This is a genomic window from Aeromonas sp. HMWF014, from assembly GCF_963878295.1.
GTDB classification, from domain to species: domain Bacteria; phylum Pseudomonadota; class Gammaproteobacteria; order Enterobacterales; family Aeromonadaceae; genus Aeromonas; species Aeromonas popoffii.
In genome coordinates this window covers 1-1,214 of sequence record NZ_CAWNYS010000537.1, presented here as the reverse complement: position 1 = coordinate 1,214, position 1,214 = coordinate 1, and the positions used below count along the sequence as shown (strand labels likewise).

Below are 1,214 nucleotides of genomic sequence, written 5' to 3'. Positions count from 1 at the left end.
CCGCCACACCACCGAATCGGTGCGGGTGGATCTGGAGAAACAGCGCCAGGAAACCGCCTCGGTCGCTGCCGCCATGACCCAGATGGAAGCCTCGGTACGTGAAGTGGCCCAGGCAGCCAACCAGACCCTGGAGCGGGTGCAGGACGTGGAGAAAGCCTCAGAGACAGGTCGTAAGGTGATGGCCGGCAACATCACCACCACCCATCAGCTGGCGGGCAAGTTGCAGCAGACCGGCAAGGTGATCGGCGATGTGAGCGCCATGAGCAACCAGATCGGCAACATACTCGACGTCATTCGCGGCGTCGCCGAACAGACCAACCTACTGGCGCTAAACGCCGCCATCGAGGCGGCCCGGGCCGGCGAGCAGGGCCGCGGCTTTGCGGTGGTGGCCGACGAGGTACGCAGCCTGGCAGGACGCACCGCCCAGTCCACCAGCGAGATCCAGACCATGATCGAAAACCTGCAGCAGGGGGTCGCCAAGGCGGTCACCGTCATGCAGGAGTGCTCCCGCGAGATGGACAGCTGCGTGAGCCAGAGCTCCCACGCTAACAACGCCATGGAGGAGGTGCAGGGGATAGTGGTGCTGATCAGTGACATGTCGAGCCAGATCGCCTCCGCCGCCGAGCAGCAGCAGGCCACCAGCGCCGACATCGCCACCAACCTCAACCGCATCTCGGATATCTCGGATCTCAACTATCAGGGGATCGAGCGGGTGGCCGAGACCAGCCAGCAGCTCGACTCCCTGGCCGAGCAGCAGGAGAGCCTGGTCAAACACTTCCGACTCAGCGCCTGATAAGGCAGTCTGTTTTTCCATTGCCCTGAAACGACAAGGCCCCGCAGATGCGGGGCCTTGGTTATTCTGACAACGAACGCGGGATCAGGCGTAGGCGATGGCGCCCTTGCCCACCCCTTCATACGCCACGATTTTCACGAACTTGTCGCCCACCGCCTTCTTCACCTCCCGGGCTATGTAGCACGCCAGCAGCTCTATGGTGGTATCGGTGTCGATCATCTCCACCTCCCCCGCCGGCATGGCAAGCTGGAACAATCCCTGAGGGGCCACGTACTTGAAGCCGAGGTGGTGCTCACCCGGCTGCGTGTTGGCCGCATCATTCAGGGTGCTTTTGGCCAGCTCGCTCAGGCTCAGTTCGCCGAGAGCCACCTTGTCCTCTTCGGTGCCAAGGTAGATATCGGCCCAACGCTCGGCCCAGTTC

At 63.0% G+C, this 1,214-nt stretch carries 1 protein-coding gene and 1 pseudogene; one reads left to right on the top strand and one right to left on the bottom strand.

Annotated elements, in window-relative coordinates; translation table 11 throughout:
- On the top strand, positions 1-793 hold a 793-nt coding region (locus tag AAC083_RS20985), incomplete at its 5' end, for a methyl-accepting chemotaxis protein (protein WP_258224803.1).
- Between the two features lie 84 nt (positions 794-877).
- Here AAC083_RS20985 and AAC083_RS20980 read toward each other — a convergent pair.
- Positions 878-1,214: pseudogene (locus AAC083_RS20980) on the bottom strand (hypothetical protein); the annotation flags it as partial.